Annotated in this window: 13 protein-coding genes; 6 read left to right on the forward strand and 7 right to left on the reverse strand. The window is 59.4% G+C overall.

Features of this window, described 5'->3' with window-relative positions:
- Positions 1 to 5: 5 nt before the first annotated feature.
- From ACFWHB_RS05270 to ACFWHB_RS05285, 4 genes are all read right to left on the reverse strand, one after another.
- Entirely contained in the window at positions 6 to 302 is a 297-nt protein-coding gene (locus ACFWHB_RS05270) for a hypothetical protein (protein WP_139745747.1), read from the reverse strand.
- A 194-nt stretch (positions 303 to 496) separates the two neighbouring features.
- Positions 497 to 733, reverse strand: a complete 237-nt coding sequence (locus ACFWHB_RS05275; protein ID WP_025327930.1) for a DUF2789 domain-containing protein — start codon at positions 731 to 733, stop codon at positions 497 to 499.
- A 66-nt stretch (positions 734 to 799) separates the two neighbouring features.
- Positions 800 to 1,096 carry a DUF3301 domain-containing protein gene (locus ACFWHB_RS05280; protein ID WP_234569137.1) on the reverse strand — a complete coding sequence of 99 codons (297 nt, stop codon included), beginning with the start codon at positions 1,094 to 1,096 and terminating at the stop codon, positions 800 to 802.
- 71 nt (positions 1,097 to 1,167) lie between these two features.
- The gene (locus ACFWHB_RS05285) at positions 1,168 to 2,196 is read right to left on the reverse strand and encodes a DUF3549 family protein (RefSeq protein ID WP_163147691.1); all 1,029 of its coding nucleotides are present in this window, start codon (positions 2,194 to 2,196) and stop codon (positions 1,168 to 1,170) included.
- A gap of 212 nt (positions 2,197 to 2,408) precedes the next feature.
- Here ACFWHB_RS05285 and ACFWHB_RS05290 point away from each other — a divergent pair, with 212 nt between their 5' ends.
- From ACFWHB_RS05290 to ptsG, 6 genes are all read left to right on the forward strand, one after another.
- On the forward strand, positions 2,409 to 2,744 hold the full coding sequence (locus ACFWHB_RS05290; RefSeq protein WP_106886065.1) for a YqcC family protein: 336 nt from the start codon (positions 2,409 to 2,411) through the stop codon (positions 2,742 to 2,744).
- A gap of 70 nt (positions 2,745 to 2,814) precedes the next feature.
- Complete coding sequence (gene truC, locus ACFWHB_RS05295) at positions 2,815 to 3,561, forward strand: tRNA pseudouridine(65) synthase TruC (RefSeq protein ID WP_395949616.1); 747 nt, start codon at positions 2,815 to 2,817, stop codon at positions 3,559 to 3,561.
- 185 nt (positions 3,562 to 3,746) lie between these two features.
- On the forward strand, positions 3,747 to 4,187 hold the full coding sequence (locus ACFWHB_RS05300; protein WP_163147693.1) for a flavodoxin: 441 nt from the start codon (positions 3,747 to 3,749) through the stop codon (positions 4,185 to 4,187).
- Between the two features lie 519 nt (positions 4,188 to 4,706).
- Entirely contained in the window at positions 4,707 to 6,044 is a 1,338-nt protein-coding gene (locus ACFWHB_RS05305) for a maltoporin (protein ID WP_025327924.1), read from the forward strand.
- A 90-nt stretch (positions 6,045 to 6,134) separates the two neighbouring features.
- Positions 6,135 to 7,100 carry a MalM family protein gene (locus tag ACFWHB_RS05310; RefSeq protein ID WP_395949618.1) on the forward strand — a complete coding sequence of 322 codons (966 nt, stop codon included), beginning with the start codon at positions 6,135 to 6,137 and terminating at the stop codon, positions 7,098 to 7,100.
- Between the two features lie 429 nt (positions 7,101 to 7,529).
- Complete coding sequence (gene ptsG, locus ACFWHB_RS05315) at positions 7,530 to 8,960, forward strand: PTS glucose transporter subunit IIBC (protein WP_005330791.1); 1,431 nt, start codon at positions 7,530 to 7,532, stop codon at positions 8,958 to 8,960.
- A gap of 180 nt (positions 8,961 to 9,140) precedes the next feature.
- On the opposite strand, the gene ACFWHB_RS05320 is transcribed toward ptsG, so the two are convergent.
- The 3 genes from ACFWHB_RS05320 to glnD form a co-directional block, all read right to left on the reverse strand.
- Positions 9,141 to 9,524, reverse strand: a complete 384-nt coding sequence (locus ACFWHB_RS05320) for a DUF3461 family protein (RefSeq protein ID WP_005330793.1) — start codon at positions 9,522 to 9,524, stop codon at positions 9,141 to 9,143.
- Positions 9,525 to 9,651: 127 nt separating this feature from the next.
- Positions 9,652 to 10,479 (reverse strand): 2,3,4,5-tetrahydropyridine-2,6-dicarboxylate N-succinyltransferase, encoded by an 828-nt coding sequence (dapD, locus tag ACFWHB_RS05325; RefSeq protein WP_005330795.1) that lies wholly within the window; start codon positions 10,477 to 10,479, stop codon positions 9,652 to 9,654.
- Positions 10,480 to 10,655: 176 nt separating this feature from the next.
- Positions 10,656 to 13,313, reverse strand: a complete 2,658-nt coding sequence (glnD, locus tag ACFWHB_RS05330; RefSeq protein ID WP_395949619.1) for a bifunctional uridylyltransferase/uridylyl-removing protein GlnD — start codon at positions 13,311 to 13,313, stop codon at positions 10,656 to 10,658.
- Between the last annotated feature and the right edge of the window lie 66 nt (positions 13,314 to 13,379).

Raw genomic sequence — 13,379 nt, forward strand, 5'->3', positions numbered from 1 at the left:
AGGCATCAATCCTGCTGCTGTTTGAGCAGCAGGGCGGTCAGGCGATCGACCTTCTGCTCGAGACGGTTGAGCTGCTCGCTCAGCTGTTGCAAATCGATGGCCTGGGCCGGGGCGGCAGCGGCGGGTGCGCTGGCCGGGGCTGGGTCTGCCGACTGGGGCTGTTGCTTCCACTGGCTCAACACCTTGAGCAACTCGGCCATGGGCACGGGGTGACTGAGGCGGGCCTTGACCATGGCGGTGGAGGGGGTGATCCCCCTGGCGCTCAGTTCGTTGGCTATCTGGATGATCTCTTGGGCTGACATCTTGGCTCCTGCGCTGCTGTCTTGCTGCTTGCGGATGGTGGCACAGAGCTTAATCAAAGCCTGTCCATCAGGAAAGCGGCGCCAAGGGGGTAGGCTCAGTTTGTTGAGGTGGGGGAAGCCAGGGCGATTGAGATCTGAATCAGTGGCACAAAGCTCAAACCCCGGCCCTCGGGAAAGCGGGGGACGCGGGCCGCTCAGTTTGCCTGACGCAGCATCACGTCCAGTTGATCGATGGCTTCGGACCAGTCGGAGTCGTTCCAGAGTGCGTCGCGCAGGAACACGGCCTGGGAGGGGCTCCAGAAGCTGGCCTCTGGCAACAGGGTCTGGTTGTCCAGATGGTGCTCGCGGATGAAGCGATGCAGGCTTATCTCGTCATTGGCCAGGCCCAGCTGGGCGAAGAGGGCAGGCATGTCATGGGTCAGCAATTCCATCTCGTGTCTCCTTGAAGGGCGATTGTCGAGAATTATAGCCAGCCGCCACGGCCTTGCCCTTATGGGCTAGGAGGGGAGGCGATGGGGCGGCAGCTCGACCCCGGCGACATGCAAGCCCTGCATGCAGAGCTGACCCTGGTAATGACTCTCCCCGTCGCTTGAAAACTCGAACTGGTAATAGGTCAGCAGGCGCAGGGGCCTGTGCCCCAGGGCGCGATGGGTGCGAGCCAGCGACAGCAGTTGCAGATCGTGATGCTGGCAGTAGCGCCGCATATATTGCCAGGCCAGCTCCGCCTGGCGGCGCTGTTGCCAGAAGGCCCAGCCGATGGCTCCCAGCAGCAAGATTCCAAGCATTTCTCCCATCAGCGGGTTCCTTCTGTGATGTATGGCCTGGGCCATGCTTCCCCGGGAAAGCACAGCCCCACCTAGAGTGGTTATACCGAGGCGAACAGTCGGCCTATGGCCTGGCCGAGGGCCTCGCTGCGCTCGGGGTCACGCAGTCTTGCCAGCATATCATTGCGCAGGGCGGGCAGTGTCACCAGCTCGGCAAAGACCTGATTGAAGAACTGGGTGGGCTGCAGGGCGAGCTGCTCCAGAAACAGTCCGAGCAGCTCGGGGTTTTTCAGATCGGGCCAGAGACGGCCTGCGATGGCGAGCAGCAGGGCCGGGCTCGGTCGGGTGTGCAGCAGGGTCAGCAACTTGTTGCTGCGCAAGGCATTGCCTGAGCAGGAGGCCAGTGCCCGGCACAGGTAGGCCAGGGTCTCGGCACTGGGGTCGGCGCACTCCTGCTCCTTGCCGATGCGCTCGAGCAGGGCACCTTGCAGCGCCGGGGGCAGGGGGGCGTTTTCCAGGCTCTGGCACAGGGCGTAGAGCGGCTCCTGAGGCAGCCTTGGCAGCGCCTTGCACACCAGGGCCAGATTGCGTTCATCCTGCAGCCGCTCCGCCAGATCGGCGAAGCCTTGCAGCCCCAGGGCCTGCCACCCCTCTTCCCCCGGCGCCGCCAGGTAGTGGCAGAGGGCCTCGTAGTAGGCGGAAGGCGCCTGCTCCAGCTGACGGGCCAGCTTGGCATGCAGGCTGGCCATCTTGGCCTCGGCCGGCCGGAAGGTGTAGGGATTGTCGGCCAGTCGCTGCGCCTTCTCCTCATCCAGATCGCCGGTGAGCTTGTAGCCCAGGGTCTCGACCACCTGATCCATGAAGTGCTTGGGGCCGCTGGCGATGAGCAGGCCATGCTCGTCGAGGGCAAACTTGAGGAACCAGAGGTAGTGCCTGGATTCGGCTGGCTGGAAGAAGTGCACGCCGAGCCAGGCATGCTGTTGCAGTGGCCAGGGGTAGGGCTCCTGCTGCTGTTCGATGCGAACGAAGAGATCGCTCGCCAGCGGGCGCACCTGGCGGCCCATGTCGAACAGCTGGAACTGGGTCTCGGCCTGGGTCAGGAATTCGGTCAGGGTATTGATGGCAGACATGAAGGCATCCGGCTAAATGTGATGCGGGCGATTATAAGGAGGCTGCATCAGATAGCCAGTGGTGCAGGTGCGGGCCATGAAAGTGATGGCAGCATGGCAGCCACCCCGGGGGCGGTGTATAGTAACGCCCCTTTTTGGCACGCGTGTTTGAAGAAGACGGGATCCCTGCCCTCTGGCAGCGGGATGATCGTCGAGACGAGGAAGAGGACGAGATGAATCAATATTTGCTGGTCGCCGGTCTGCTGGGTGAACTCACCGCCGAGTTGCAACGCCTCGAACGCTGGCAAGCCGAGCATCCGGGGGCCGAGGCGCTGGCGAGCGAGCTGCCGTTTTGCGTCGATACCCTGAGCTTCGATCAATGGTTGCAGTTCGTGCTGATACCGCGCATGGAGCAACTGGTGCTGCTGCAGGCGCCGCTGCCCACCAGCGTATCCCTCTATCCCATGGCGAGCGAAGTCTACAAGGACGAGCTGGCCGAGGTAGCCGGGTTGCTGCGCCTCATCGGTCGTTTCGATCTGCTGCTGACCGGAAAAGTGGTGGAGCAATGATCAATCCCATGCCTGCCCAGCCAAGGGCCCTGGCCGCGGCGTATTTCATTGGCGATACCCGGGTGGCGGCATGAAACTGACCCTGCTCTATCAGGATGAGTGGCTGGTGGCGGTCAACAAGCCGTCGGGCCTGCTGGTGCATCGCAGCTGGCTCGACAAGGCCGAGACCCGTTTCGCCATGCAGATGACCCGGGATCTTATCGGGGGGCGTCACGTCTACCCAGTGCACCGGCTCGACAGGCCCACCTCAGGGGTGTTGCTGTTTGCCCTCGATCCCGCCGTGGCCCGGACCCTGACCGAGGCCTTTGCCGCCCGTCGGGTACACAAGGAGTACCTGGCGCTGGTGCGGGGCTGGGCCCCCGAGCAGGGGCTGATCGACTATCCCCTCAAGGAGCAGCTGGACAAGATAGCCGATGCCATGAGCAGCCCAGATCGCCCCGCCCAGGAGGCGGTGACGACGTTCAGTCGTCTGCATCAGGTCGAGCTGCCCCACGCCGTCTCCAAGAAGCATCCTACCAGCCGCTACAGTCTGGTTCGGCTCTTCCCCAAGACGGGTCGCAAGCATCAGCTGCGTCGTCATCTGGATCACCTGTTCCACCCCATAGTCGGTGACACCACCCACGGCGATGGCCGGCATAATCGCTTCTTTCGCGAGCACTATGGCTGCGAGCGGCTGCTGCTGGTCGCCCACCGCTTGAGCTTCGAGCACCCTGTGCTCAAGGTGCCGATGCGGATCCAGGCGCCACTCGGCCCGGAAGTGCTGAGCCTGTTCGCCAGGCTGGGGTGGCCCGCCAGCGAGAGCGACTACGGCGCCTGATACCCGTCATCATTTGTTGCCTCTGACCGGGCTGTGGCATGCTGTAGGCCACGCCCGTCAGAGGAACCACTTATGGCTCAACGAGATACCCCGCCAGCAACCCCGCGCACCCAGACCCTGTCCGGGGCCAAGACTCCGGGCATGATGCCAGAGTCGGGCCCTCTCCTTCGTTCGAGGAGTTGCTGATGGCCGACATCGATATCCTGGTCGGCACCGTCTACGGCTCGGCCATGCTGGTGGCCGAGACACTGCGGGATCACCTGCAAGCCCAGGGGCATGTCTGCCAGCTCTTCGACGAAGCCGAGCTGACCGACATAGACCCATCCCGCTTCTTGCTGATCGTCAGCGCCACCACGGGGCAGGGGGATATTCCTCCCAATCTGCAACCCTTCGCCACGGCCCTGGCCGATCGCGCTCCTTATATGAAGGGATGGCGTTATGCCCTCATCGCCATGGGGGACAGCAGCTATGAACACTTCTGCGGTGCCGGACGCAGGCTCGATGAGCTGCTGCAGGAGCTGGCCGCCGACGCCCTGGTACCACGCCTTGAGATAGACGCGACACTGGAAGATGAGCCTGAGGTCGCGGCGCTGGCCTGGTTGAAAAGCTGGGAAAATAGACTCTAGCCGGATTGCCTTCGTATTTTAAATTTCTCTCCCGTGAGCGTGCTGACGGGGGAGTGTTATTTTGGGACTCACTTAACCTTCCTTGAAATATATCCCGCATTTTATCGGGTTATTTTCCCCCGTCAGATCGGATTCCTCAGACCCATATTCATCAGAACGGCGACACATCAGAAAATTAAAAGTTCCGCACTGAAAGCGATTTCAATCATGTTTTCGTCACGGCGTGACTGATTATTCACTTAATCTTCATCGCAAATTAATAGCTGAAAGCGCTTTCTTTGGCTTTGTTTTTCTTTTTGTGGGTTATTGTTGGTGTTTTATTGCTTGTTTTTGCTTTTTTTATCTTGATATGCGTCCTCAGGGGTGGGGGCGCGCGATTTGTCACCGTTTTGTGAATCAGCTCATGTTTGTCGCGAAATTGGCTACATATAATCGACCCCGGTTATCGCTGAAACGTTTTTCAGTGATAAGAACTTGAATATCAGGATCACACTCCCAGCGGGAATAAGGAAAATGAAAATGAAAGCAAAGTGGCTCCCGATTGCAGCAGCAGTAACCGCTGCCCTGGCTTCTCAAGCCGCCTTCGCCGTTGATTTCCACGGCTACTTCCGTTCAGGTGTTGGTGTTTCCGGTGACGGGGACATGGTTAAATACAACGTCAACAAGGTTGGCCGTCTGGGTAACGAAAATGATACCTACGGCGAAGTGCAACTGGGTCAGGAAGTCTTCAACAAAGATGGCAAGACTTTCTATGTAGATTCCATGTTTGCCATGGCATCCAACGGTTCCAATGACTGGGAAGGCACAGGTACCGTCTGTAACTTCGACGCCAAACAGTGCAACGGCGACTCCGATTTCGCACTGCGTCAGTTCAACGTACAAGCCAAGGGCCTGCTGGGCTTTGCACCGGAAGCCACCCTCTGGGCCGGTAAGCGTTACTACCAACGTCACGACATCCACATCTCTGACTTCTACTACTGGAACATCTCCGGTGCCGGCGCCGGTATCGAAGGCATCCAGGCTGGTCCTGGCAAGGTCTCCTTCGCCTGGGTTCGCAACGACCGCAGCGCGGCCGATGTGTTCGGTCAGTACACCCAGACCGGTGTAGATGCCAACGGTGATCCGACTTATCAGAAGAATGAAGATCTGAACGTCAACACTCTGGACCTGCGTTATGCCGGTATCCCGCTGTGGCAAGACGGCTCTCTGGAACTGGGCGTTGACTATGCCATCGTCAACGAGACCGAAGCCCAGAAAGATCTGAAAAACGACAACATGAAAGACGGCGTCATGCTGACTGCCGAACTGACCCAGGGCATCTTTGGCGGCTTCAACAAGACTGTGCTGCAGTACGGTACCGAAGGCTACTCCAAGACCATGGCCTACTACGGTGACGGCTCCTGGTACGGTGCCGAAGCCAAGGGCGGTGCCGACGGCTACCGTATCATCAACTGGGGCGTCATCCCGATGGGCAACTCCTGGGAGATGGGTCACCAGTTGGTCTACGGTGTAGGCAACGAGATGTGGAGTGGTCACGACGAGACTCAAACCTTCTCCGCCGTTGTCCGTCCTATGTACAAGTGGGATGACTTCAACAAGACCATCTTTGAAGGCGGTATCTTCAAAGACAAGACCAGCTACACCAGTGGTGGCAGCGACAAGGATGGCGGTTACAAGCTGACCCTGGCCCAGGCCTGGTCTGCCGGTTCCAGCTTCTGGGCCCGTCCTGAAATCCGCGTGTTCGCTTCCTATCTGGCTGATACCGAAGCCGATGGCTCCGGTAGCAAGAACAGCTTCGAAAGTGGCACCTCCGATGACACCTGGCAAGTTGGCGTCCAGGCAGAAGCCTGGTGGTAAGCAATATCTTCAGTTAAGTTAGTCACTGCCCCCTGATGGGGGCAGTTTTGTTTAGCAGGATTTGGCAACCGGGTTATGGAGATAAGAAGAATGAAACTGGTAAAGATGTCTATCGCGGCCGTGGTTACCGCGCTGTTGGCCGGTTGTTCCGGTAGCATGGTAGTGCCCGTGCAAGAGCACGCCTCCATCCTGAGCAATGCCGACCAGGCCAAGCAGGCACTCGCTCAGACGACGAGCTGCTGCAAGGCATTCAACGAATTCAATTATGTCTCCCTGCCGGAGGGGGACACGCTGCTGACTCTGGATGGCAAGCAACCCAGCTATCAGTTTGACGAGGGGATGAGCTATTTTGCCGCCTATCGTCTGCCGGCCAATACCGGCAATCTGGCCATCACCCTGGCCTCCCAGGTGAGCAAGACGGTACTCGTGCCCAAGGTGATCATGCTGGATGCCCAGTTCAAGGTAACCCGCGTGCTGGGTGAATCTGTCTTCACGTATCAGCCAGCCCACCTGCTCGACAATGACAGGATCGAAGGCAAGGTGTTCGTGGACCGCAGCATGCCGGGCAATCCCGCGACCGAAACCTACATGGTGATCTATGCCCCGGCCGACGAGCTGTCCGGCAGCACCACCATATTGCATCCCGCCAAGGCGTTTGCCCGTGCCAATGGCACTGTCGAGCCGGATATCAAGGATCCCGTCATCCCACATTCCCCCTGGGGCCTGCTGCAACTCGAGGTCGTCGACATGGCCAAGGGGCAGGGCCTGGAAGCCGTGTTCAAGCCCGAGTATTCGGACAAGGTCGCGATGAGTCAGGCCAAGCCGGCCACGACGGCCGTGGCTGCGACTACTGCCGCTGTTGCCGCGACCCCCAGCACACCGGCCCCCGCCATGCTGAGCGAGACCGAGACCTTCTACAACAGCCAGATCGAGAAAGCGGTCAAGGCCGGGGACATCGACAAGGCGATGCAGCTCGTGAGTGAAGCCGAGCGTGCCGGTTCAACCAAGGCGAAATCTGTCTTTATTGATGCGGTGAAGCGTTCACAAAAAAACTGAATGACTGAATATATGTAGACTAATATTTATTTCAGGCCTCCCTTGTTGGAGGCCTTTTTAATCGGTAGACTGGATAATATAAAACATCAATGTGTTACATTGAGTTACAATAAGTTTCCTTTGGTATTGTATCGTTTCTCTGTGATTTATTTTGAAGTGATTCTTTTCTTTTTGCCGCGTGACTATAACAATACGAAATAATATTCAAGATTCCCTCCCTCCCCCTTATTTAATTATCTTGTGATCTCTCCTCCAAATTTATTATTCCCTTGGGTGCGGTGCAGGCATTTTAAAAGCTGCTGGGTTATATTCTGTTGGTCAAAATAAGCAACCCGGGAAACGCATCCAGTACAACGTCAGATGAAGAAGGTCGTCATCTATAGCTGCACTGAGTCGTTGACGGAAAAAAATCCATTCAGGAGCGCACACATGTTAAAAAATGCTTTCTCTAATCTGCAAAAGGTCGGTAAGGCGCTGATGCTGCCCGTATCGGTCTTGCCCGTTGCAGGTATTCTGCTGGGGGTGGGCGCTGCTCACTTCAGCTGGTTGCCGGAAATTGTCTCCCAGCTGATGGAGCAGGCCGGTGGTTCAGTGTTTGGCCAGATGGCCCTGCTGTTCGCCGTCGGCGTGGCACTTGGCTTTACCAATAACGACGGTGTATCCGGTCTGTCTGCCATCGTCGGCTACGGCATCATGGTCGCGACCCTGAAGGTCATGGCACCTGTGATGGGCGTCGAGAGCATAGATACCGGTGTGCTGGGGGGTATCCTCGCCGGTGGTGTCGCTGCCTGGGCGTTCAACCGCTTCTACAAGATCCAGCTGCCCGAGTACCTTGGCTTCTTCGCCGGTAAGCGTGCCGTGCCCATCATCACCGGCTTCGTTTCCATCGGCCTGGGTGTTGTGCTCTCCTTCATCTGGCCGCCGATCGGTGGTGCCATCGGGGCCTTCTCCGACTGGGCTGCCAACCAGAACCCGGTACTGGCCTTCGGTATCTACGGCGTGGTCGAGCGCTCCCTGATCCCGTTCGGTCTGCACCACATCTGGAACGTCCCCTTCTTCTATCAGGCGGGTACCTGTGTCAACGCCGCTGGCGAAACCGTACACGGCATCATGACCTGCTTCCTGACTGCTGATGACGCTTCCCGCGCTGCCGGTAACGGCTTCGGTCAACTGGCCGGTGGTTACCTGTTCAAGATGTTCGGTCTGCCTGCTGCTGCGTTTGCCATCGCTCACGCTGCCAAGCCGGAAAACCGCGCCAAGATTGTTGGTATCATGGCCTCCGCTGCCCTGACCTCCTTCCTGACCGGTATCACCGAGCCTATCGAATTCTCCTTCCTGTTCGTGGCACCTGTACTGTATGCGATTCATGCCCTGCTGGCCGGTCTGGCTTACGTCCTGACCAACTCCCTGGGTGTCGTACACGGTCACACTTTCTCTAACGGCTTCATCGACTTCGTGGTGCAATCGCCCCGTGCCGACAACATGCTGCTGCTGGTCGGTCTGGGTCTGGTCTACGCCGTCATCTACTACGTGGTCTTCACCGTGGTGATCCGTGCCATGAACCTGAAAACCCCGGGTCGCGAAGACGAAGCTGCCGAAGAGACAGTTGGTCAAAGCAAAGACGAGATGTCTGCTGCCCTGGTGTCTGCCTTCGGTGGTAAAGAGAACATCGCCTCCCTGGATGCCTGCATCACCCGTCTGCGTGTCGGCGTGAAGGATGTGGCCAAGGTTGACCAGGCTGGTCTGAAGAAGCTGGGCGCCGCCGGTGTGGTGGTTGCTGGCTCCGGTGTGCAGGCCATCTTCGGTACCAAGTCCGACAACCTGAAAACCGACATGGACATCTGGATGAAGAGCAACTAATCCTGTTGCCTGAATATCAGAGTTCTTGAAAAGGGAGGCGCAAGCCTCCCTTTTTGCTGGGCGCTTGTCAGCCCGCTGGGCGAGGGACCAAGCAGATCCGGGGGGAGGGCGTTGGCATATCCCTGTGCATCGGCATTAAAAAAGGCGCCTGATGGCGCCTTGTGCTGGGGGGGAAACTGCCTAGAGTTTTTCCAGGTCCCGCTCTATCTCGCTTATCTTGTTCTGCACCACTTTTTCCAGATGGCGCAGGTCACGCAGGATTTTCTGCTTGATGTCCTGATCGATCTCGACGTGTACGCCCTGGGTCAGGTTATCCAGTTCATCCACCACGTACTTGAGGTTGGCGTTGATCTCGGTGACATCCTTGTACTCATGGGTGCCCGAGTCTATCAGCATGGTCTTGCGCTGACGGGGATACTTGAATTTGACGCTCTTGGCGAAGAACTCTCCCTTCTGCTTCTTGAAATAGATCTTGAGGATGTCGTGGTTGGCTTCCTGGCGCAGGGTATAGCTGTCCACTGAGGTGGGCTCCTGGATCCCCAGGCTCTTCAGATTCTCGTACATCGGGCTTCCTCGGTTTGAAACGATCCTGACCCATCTATCTTAACCGAGTCACAGTGGCTTGCCTGTGACAGGAACGCCAAAATCAAAAGGGGCCCAAAAGGCCCCTTTTACCATGATGGCTGGTCGATCACTCGTCGATGGAACGCAGCAGGGCGTTGATGCCGACCTTGGCACGGGTCTTGGCATCCACCTTCTTGACGATGACGGCGGCATACAGGCTGTACTTGCCGCACTTGGAGGGCAGGGAGCCTGAGACCACCACTGAACCGGCCGGCACGCGACCATAGTGGATCTCGCCGGTTTCGCGGTCATAGATACGGGTGGACTGACCGATGAAGACGCCCATGGATATGACGGAACCTTCCTCGACGATCACCCCTTCAACCACTTCTGAACGGGCACCGATGAAGCAGTTGTCCTCGATGATGGTCGGGTTGGCCTGCAGCGGCTCCAGTACGCCGCCGATGCCGACGCCGCCGGAGAGGTGCACGTTCTTGCCGATCTGGGCGCAGGAGCCCACTGTGGCCCAGGTATCGACCATGGTGCCTTCATCGACGAAGGCGCCGATGTTGACATAGGAGGGCATCAGCACTGTATTGGGGGCGATGAAGGAGCCCTTGCGAGCGGTGGCCGGCGGCACCACGCGCACGCCCGCCGCCTTGAACTGCTCGGCGGTGTAGTCGGAGAACTTGAGGGGAACCTTGTCGTAGTACTGGGCGTCGTCGCCCTTGATGATGCCGTTGTCATTGATGCGGAAGTAGAGCAGCACGGCCTTCTTCAGCCACTGGTGGACGACCCACTCACCGGCAATCTTCTCGGCGACCCGGGCCTTGCCGGAGTCCAGCAGATCGATGGCCTCCAGGATGGCGGCCTTGGTGGCGGCATCGACGGAGCCGGGGGTGATGGAATCACGGCGCTCGAAGGCCGCTTCGATGGTCTGTTGCAACTGGGTCATGACAGGTTTCCTTTAAAAAATTCTGTTTGTTGTATCACACTTTTCCAATCGTTTTTAAGGGCTCTGGCCGATTTCTTCAAAAGAAAGGCGGTTTATTGTACTTGAGTGGCCCAACCACTTGTTCTGATTGATAAATCAGAACGATAAACGGCGTCTTGTGAAGCCTTTCCCGGGTCTTATCGCCCCTCCTCATCCCCCTGCTCCTGCGGGTTGAGCTGATTGACCAGTCGCTCCTCCAGCGCCTGCTGTTCGGCCTGGTTCAGCGGCTCGCCTTCGAGGGTGGTGAGGCTGAAGAAGTCTTCTACCCGCTCGCCTATGGTGGTGATCTTGGCGGCATGTAATTCGATGCCGCACTGCTGGAAGACGGCACCGATGCGGGCCAGCAGGCCCGGGGTATCCAGGGCGGTCAGCTCCAGCAGGGTGTGGCGGCTCTCCCCCTTCGTGGGTGAAGTGCGGGGCAGGAAGACCACCCGGGTCGGCACGCTGAACTGGCGGTGGCGCCGTGACAGGGGCTTGTTGCGCAGCACCAGCTTGCCCGGCTCTTGCAGCGCCTTCTCCAGCGCCTTCTTGATGGTGGCAGTGCGGTTGGGGCTGATGGGCTCGCCATTGGGCTCGAGCACGATGAAGGTGTCCAGCACATAGTCGTTGCGGGAATTCATGATCTGGGCGTCGTGGATGTTGAGGTTCTTCTGATCCAGCGCCGAGGCCACGGTGGCAAACAGATTCGGGGTGTCGCGGCAATAGATGAACACCTCGCTGCCGCCCCGGATGGGGTGCTTGCCGATGAGCACCAGGGGGGCCGGGTTGTCGCCGTGCGCGATGATCTTGCGGCAGTGCCAGGCGATCTGCTCCGGGCTGTGGCGCAGGAAATAGTCGGCCTTGAAATCATTCCAGAGGGCGCTGACTGCCTCCTCCGGCACCTCGCGCTGGGCCAGTATCTGCCTGGCCTGACGCTGGTTCTCGCGGATCTTGAGGCGCATGTCCGGCGGGTTTTCCAGCCCCTGGCGCAGCGCCTTCTGGGTGGCGAAGTAGAGCTCCCGCAGCAGGGTGCCTTTCCAGTCATTCCACAGGGTGTCGTTGGTGGCGCAGATATCGGCCACGGTCAGGCAATAGAGCAGATCCAGGTGCAGTTCGTCGCGCACCTTGTGGGCGAAGTCGGTGACCACCTCGGGATCGTAGATGTCGCGGCGCTGGGCGGTGACCGACATCAGCAGGTGATGGCGTACCAGCCAGGCCACCAGGCGGCTCTCGTAGCGATCCAGCCCGTGCAACTGGCAGAACTCCAGCGCATCGACGGCGCCGAGCTCGGAGTGATCCCCCCGCCGTCCCTTGGCGATGTCGTGGAACAGGGCGGCTATGCTGAGCAACTCCGGCTTGCGCAACTGGGTGAACACCTCGTGGCAGAGCGGGTGGGTCTGGCGGCTGGCCGGGTTGGGGAAGCGATGGATGTTCTGGAGCAGGCGATGGGTGTGCTCATCCACCGTGTAAGCGTGGAACATGTCGAACTGCATCTGGCCGACGATGAGGTTCCACTGGGGCAGATAGGCCGCGAGGATCCCGTACTTATGCATAAGAGTGAGGGGCTGGCCGATGCCGTTGGGGTGGCGCAGCAGCGCCATGAACAGACGACGACATTCGGGCAAGTCCTGCAGCCAGCAACTGAGGGTGCGTCTTGCCTCCCGCAGCTGGCGCAGGGTGGCGGAGTGGATGCCGGCGATGTCCGGGTGCTGGGCTATCTGGTAGAAGAGCCGCAGTATGGCGGCGGGGTCGCGGCCAAACAGCTCGGAGTCCACCGCATCGATGAGGCGGCCACGGAGCTGGAACTCGTCGCTGATGCGGCGTACATCCATGGCGGTGTTGCCGAGGATCGCCTCGTCAAACAGCTGCAGCAGCATCTCGTTGAGCTCGGCCACCCGCCTGACCGTCTGATAGAAGCGCTTCATCATCTGCTCGACCGGGCCGTTGCCTTCCCCCTCGAAACCCAGCATCTGGGCCACGGTGCGCTGGCGATCGAACAAGAGGCGGTTATCCCCCTTGTTGATGGCCATGTGCAGGGCGAAACGCACCTTCCACAGGAAGTTCTGGCAGTCGAGCAGCTCGCGGTACTCGGCCCGGTTGAGAAAACCGTGGCTGGTCATCTCGAACAGTGTGGTAGCGCCGAAGTGGCGGCGGGCGACCCAGGCCAGGGTCTGGATGTCCCGAAGGCCGCCGGGATTGCTCTTGAGATCGGGTTCCAGCTTGTAGGCGGTGCCGAGAAACTGCTGGTGGCGCAGGCTCTGCTCCTCGCGCTTGGCGCGAAAGAAGGCCTCGCTCGGCCAGAAGTGCTGGGGCTGGGTGGCGGCCTGCAACTGCTCGAACCCCGCCTGGTGCCCGGTGATGTAGCGCGCCTCGATGAGGTTGGTGGCGACAGTGATATCACTGCGGCCCTGCTCGATGCACTCGCTCACGTTGCGCACCGATTGCCCGACTTCCAGTTTGAGATCCCACAGCAAGGTGATGAACTCGCCGATGCGCAGCCCCAGCACTTCGTCCAGCTCGTCCCCTTCATAGAGGATGAGCAGGTCAATGTCGGAGTGGGGGTGCAGTTCGCCCCGGCCATAGCCGCCCACCGCGATCAGGGTCAGGCTGGTCTTGTCGAAGCCGAACTTGTGCCAGAGCCTTGTCAGCAGCGCATCCATGTATTCGGAGCGGGTGGCCACCAGTTCGATGATGTTGTCGCCGGCATCGAAGCGCTCGTGCAGCCAGACAAGGAAGCGGCTCAGATACTCCTTGCAGTTGTCACGGGTGAGCTGGTCGTCGGGTAACAGGTGGGGGGAAAGCAGACTGGCATCCATGGCATCTCACACACAAGTGGCAGGCAAACGGCTGGAACGGGCAGTAAAAACCCCGGCGCTTTGAGG

Source organism: Aeromonas mytilicola subsp. aquatica, assembly GCF_044336385.1.
Lineage (GTDB): Bacteria > Pseudomonadota > Gammaproteobacteria > Enterobacterales > Aeromonadaceae > Aeromonas > Aeromonas rivipollensis.

Bases quoted from the DNA above. Each gene is read 5' to 3' on its own strand.
- ACFWHB_RS05270 (WP_139745747.1), bottom strand. From the start codon at position 302: ATGTCAGCCCAAGAGATCATCCAGATAGCCAACGAACTGAGCGCCAGG.
- ACFWHB_RS05275 (WP_025327930.1), bottom strand. From the start codon at position 733: ATGGAATTGCTGACCCATGACATGCCTGCCCTCTTCGCCCAGCTGGGC.
- ACFWHB_RS05280 (WP_234569137.1), bottom strand. From the start codon at position 1,096: ATGGGAGAAATGCTTGGAATCTTGCTGCTGGGAGCCATCGGCTGGGCC.
- ACFWHB_RS05285 (WP_163147691.1), bottom strand. From the start codon at position 2,196: ATGTCTGCCATCAATACCCTGACCGAATTCCTGACCCAGGCCGAGACC.
- ACFWHB_RS05290 (WP_106886065.1), top strand. From the start codon at position 2,409: ATGAATCAATATTTGCTGGTCGCCGGTCTGCTGGGTGAACTCACCGCC.
- truC (WP_395949616.1), top strand. From the start codon at position 2,815: ATGAAACTGACCCTGCTCTATCAGGATGAGTGGCTGGTGGCGGTCAAC.
- ACFWHB_RS05300 (WP_163147693.1), top strand. From the start codon at position 3,747: ATGGCCGACATCGATATCCTGGTCGGCACCGTCTACGGCTCGGCCATG.
- ACFWHB_RS05305 (WP_025327924.1), top strand. From the start codon at position 4,707: ATGAAAGCAAAGTGGCTCCCGATTGCAGCAGCAGTAACCGCTGCCCTG.
- ACFWHB_RS05310 (WP_395949618.1), top strand. From the start codon at position 6,135: ATGAAACTGGTAAAGATGTCTATCGCGGCCGTGGTTACCGCGCTGTTG.
- ptsG (WP_005330791.1), top strand. From the start codon at position 7,530: ATGTTAAAAAATGCTTTCTCTAATCTGCAAAAGGTCGGTAAGGCGCTG.
- ACFWHB_RS05320 (WP_005330793.1), bottom strand. From the start codon at position 9,524: ATGTACGAGAATCTGAAGAGCCTGGGGATCCAGGAGCCCACCTCAGTG.
- dapD (WP_005330795.1), bottom strand. From the start codon at position 10,479: ATGACCCAGTTGCAACAGACCATCGAAGCGGCCTTCGAGCGCCGTGAT.
- glnD (WP_395949619.1), bottom strand. From the start codon at position 13,313: ATGGATGCCAGTCTGCTTTCCCCCCACCTGTTACCCGACGACCAGCTC.